3 protein-coding genes and 2 pseudogenes are annotated in these 3,563 nt (G+C 70.6%); all 5 read right to left on the bottom strand.

Features of this window, described 5'->3' with window-relative positions:
• Positions 1-371: pseudogene (locus JF597_RS00140) on the bottom strand (electron transfer flavoprotein subunit beta); the annotation flags it as partial.
• Between the two features lie 33 nt (positions 372-404).
• A complete protein-coding gene (locus JF597_RS00135; protein ID WP_293986469.1) occupies positions 405-1,151 on the bottom strand; it encodes a GntR family transcriptional regulator in 747 nt (248 codons plus the stop codon).
• Between the two features lie 136 nt (positions 1,152-1,287).
• On the bottom strand, positions 1,288-2,481 hold the full coding sequence (locus tag JF597_RS00130; protein WP_293986467.1) for a CaiB/BaiF CoA-transferase family protein: 1,194 nt from the start codon (positions 2,479-2,481) through the stop codon (positions 1,288-1,290).
• Positions 2,482-2,614: 133 nt separating this feature from the next.
• Positions 2,615-2,881 (bottom strand): hypothetical protein, encoded by a 267-nt coding sequence (locus JF597_RS00125; RefSeq protein WP_293986465.1) that lies wholly within the window; start codon positions 2,879-2,881, stop codon positions 2,615-2,617.
• A gap of 489 nt (positions 2,882-3,370) precedes the next feature.
• Positions 3,371-3,563, bottom strand: a pseudogene (locus JF597_RS00120) (MarR family transcriptional regulator); the annotation flags it as partial.

Genomic DNA, 3,563 nt, shown 5'->3' with positions numbered 1-3,563 from the left:
GACCGAGACCTCGGACAGCAGCGTCACCTGCGGCACGCCCAGACGCTCGGCCAGCAGCGCCGGGACCACACCCATCGTGCCGTCGGTGGAGGCCATACCGGAGATCACCAGGTCGTAACCGGCCTTCTCGATCGCCTTGGCCAGCACCAGCGAGATACCGATGGCGTCCGTGCCGTGCAGGTCGTCGTCCTCGACGTGGATCGCCTTGTCCGCGCCCATGAGATCTGCAGCGCCTGCTCGACCGCGTACTCGTCCAGCTCGGAGAGCAGACCGTCCACGTCGTCCCGGTCGACGGTCAGGTCATCGGCGAAGTGCCGGTCGCCGGTGGCGTCGGGCACGTACTTCACAGTGACAACGATCCTCAAACTCAAGGTCTTCTCCTGGTTCTTGCGAGTGGGAAGGCATCAGCGTCCGCTGCGCCGCAGCCGTACGCGATACGAGTAGTGCTCGGGCAGGAAGTGACTGACGGCCAGCTCCACGAGCCGTCCGGCCGCCGACTGGTAGACCCGGTCGATGCGCAGCAGCGCACGGCCCGGTTCGCACCCGAGGTGTCCGGCGATCCCGGCGTCGGCCGCCGCGACCGTGATGCTCTGCTCGGCCTCGGCGATCGGCTCCGGCAGCCGCTCGTCGAGCAGTCCGATGACGGTGGTCGCACCGGCGGTGCCGGGCTCGGCCAGTTCCGGGACCGACTCCAGCAGCCGGCCGACCTCCGGCGGCAGGAACACGGAGGTGTGGCAGAACGCGGTGTCCTCGTGCAGCCGTAGGAAAGCCATCTTGTGGACCCGGTCGCTGGTCAGGCCCAGCCGTCCCGCCGCGTCGACGTCGACCCGTCGGCGCAGGGGGGTGACGACCTGCATGTGGGTGTCGATGGACAGGCCCATCAGGTCGTCCACCGATCCGAACTGACGCAGGTACTGCTCCTCGCGGGGGGTGGCGAAGGTGCCCCGGCCCGGCACCCGGTGCACCAGACCTTCGGCGACGAGGTCCTGGAACGCCCGCCGTACGGTCTGGCGGCTGATCCCGAACCTGTCGGCCAGCTCGGCCTCGGTCGGCAGCCGCACACCTTCCGGGAAGTCCTGGCGCAGGATCGCGGCCCGCAACTCCCGTGCCAGCCGCAGGTAGATGCTGTCCCGCTGAGTCTGCTCAACCATCCCCGCGCTCCATCTCCCGGACGACGGGCCGGACTTCCTTGTCGACGACATCGCGCACGGTCCGTACGACGTGACGCTCGTCGGCGGAAAGGATGTCCAGGACGCTCATCGCTCGTGTCTCCTCCGGTCCAGTGGCTCAGACGACCGCGTCGGCACGAAGCGCCGCGATGTCGTCGCCGGTACGGCCGAGCTCCGTGAGGATCGCCTCGGTGTGCTCGCCCACCGCGGGCACCGGGTCCATGCGGGCGGGCAGTCCCGCGAGGTCGGCCGGGGGCAGCAGCGCCTCCACCGTGGCTCCGCCGGGAACGGCGACCTCGTGCCAGCGGCCGCGCGAGGCCAGGACCGGGTGGTCGAGGAACGCGGAGACGTCGTTCACTCCCGCGCAGGCGATGCCGATGTCCTCCAGATCCTTCAGGACCTCCGCGGCGTCGGTGCGTGCGATCCGTTCCGCGACCACGGCGTTGAGTTCCTCGCGGTGGGCGACCCGGGCCGAGCCGGTGGCGAAGCGCGGATCCCCCGCCAGCTCGGGCCGCCGTAGGAAATGCGTACAGAGGGCGAGCCACTCGCGTTCGTTCTGGATGGAGAAGAGGACGTCCTTGCCGTCGGCGGCGGTGAAGGCGCCGTACGGGGCGATGGTGGCGTGCTGGGTGCCCAGACGTGGTGGCTGGGTTCCGCCGTAACGCGTGTAATTGGCCGGCTGGCTCATCCACTCGGCCAGTGCCTCGAACAGCGACACCTCCACCGGGTGGGCCCGGCCGGTGGTGGCCCGGGTGTACAGGGCGGTGAGGACGCCGCTGTAGGCGTACATCCCGGCCGCGATGTCGGCGACCGAGATCCCGACCCGCGCGGTCTCCTCGGCGGTCCCGGTCAGCGACACCAGGCCCGTCTGGCACTGTACGAGCAGGTCGTACGACTTGCGGTCCGCCCACGGCCCGTCGGTGCCGTATCCGGAGATCGTGCACGGGATCAGCCGCGGCCAGCGCTCGGCGAGGATGTCCACGCCCAGGCCCAGCCGGTCGGCCGCGCCCGGAGCCAGATTCTGTACGAACACGTCGGCGCCGTCGAGGAGTTGGTGCAGGATCTCGAGGCCGCGCGGGTCCTTGAGGTCCAGCGTGAGCGACTCCTTGGACCGGTTGAGCCACACGAAGTAGCTGGAGTGGCCGTGCACGGTCGTGTCGTAGCGGCGGGCGAAGTCACCCTCGCCCGGCCGCTCCACCTTGATCACCCTGGCGCCGAGGTCGGCGAGCTGCCGGGTGGCGTAGGGCGCGGCCACGGCCTGCTCCAGGCTGACCACCGTGACCCTGGACAAGGGAAGCTGCGGCAGGCTCATGAAGCCTTTTGTACGGCCAAATCCAAGAGAGTGTCAACGGCCACCGCAGCGCTACGACCTGTGCTCTTCGCCACCTAGGGCCTGTCGGCGAGGTCACCCACGCCGCTTTGTACGGCCCTTCGGCCGCCGCCGCTCAGTTCGGGCGGCCCGGATGGCACAGGACCATGACCGCGCGGGCGACGAGCTCACCCGCCCCGCCGAGTTCCTGTCGGTAGCGGTCCGTGATGTCCCGTACGGCCTCCACGAAGCCGGGGTCGACGGCGCGGGCCCGGTCCGGGGCGGGGAGCTCCTGAGCCACCTCGCGTCGGCGCGCGAGCAGCGCGATGATCTCCTCGTCGAGACGCTCCAGCAGAGTGAGTGAGATGTCCTCGCCCGGTGCGGTGGCCTGGTTCGTCGTCACGCTGATCTCCGTTCGTCTGCGAGAAACGCGGCGCTTTGCTTCACCGCCGGTCCTTCAAGACCTTGCCCGTGGGGATCAGCTGCAATTCCTCCCGGAGGCCGACGGTCCTCGCGCCTTCAGTCGGCGCACCGGGCAGGGCGCGGCTGTTGCCGTGTGCCCCCTCCGTCCGGCAGCCGGTGTCGACCGGCACTGGCACCCCGTCGGAACCCGTGAAGCGCAGGGGCCGTGGACGACCGGCTCGGCGTCCCGCAGGGCTCGGTCGCGATCAGCGCCATCCGCGGTGCGGGCTGCCCGGCGCCGCCGGTTCCTTCCAGCAGCCGGTGTCGACCGGCTGCTGGCACTTTGCCCGAACGCGTGAGACGCAGTGGGCCGTGGACGACCGGCTCGGCGTCCCGCAGCGGTCGGTCGGGTCCACGGCGGCGGGCGTCTCGCCGGGCGTCGTCGCGATGGCCGTGGACGAGGCGGTCACCTCGGTGAACGGCGTTCGAGTCAGGCCGGGACGCCGTGGGCTTCGAGGGCTCGTACCAGGGGGGCGAGTTCGGGGTTGGTGGCTGCCTGGTCGAGGGCTTCGCGGAGGGCTTTCTCGTTGGTGGGGCGGGCTTGTTCGAGAAGCGTGCGGCCGGCGTCGGTGACGTCGGTGTAGATGCCGCGGCGGTCGGTGGGGCAGAGGTAACGGGAGAGC

The sequence above is a fragment of the Streptomyces sp. genome (assembly GCF_019510245.1).
In the GTDB taxonomy this organism is placed as follows: Bacteria; Actinomycetota; Actinomycetes; order Streptomycetales; family Streptomycetaceae; genus Streptomyces.
Note: the sequence above shows the minus strand (reverse complement) of the source record. Positions and strands in the feature narration are given on the sequence as shown.

Coding starts and splice junctions, on each gene's coding strand:
- JF597_RS00135 (WP_293986469.1), bottom strand. CDS start 1,151: ATGGTTGAGCAGACTCAGCGGGACAGCATCTACCTGCGGCTGGCACGG.
- JF597_RS00130 (WP_293986467.1), bottom strand. CDS start 2,481: ATGAGCCTGCCGCAGCTTCCCTTGTCCAGGGTCACGGTGGTCAGCCTG.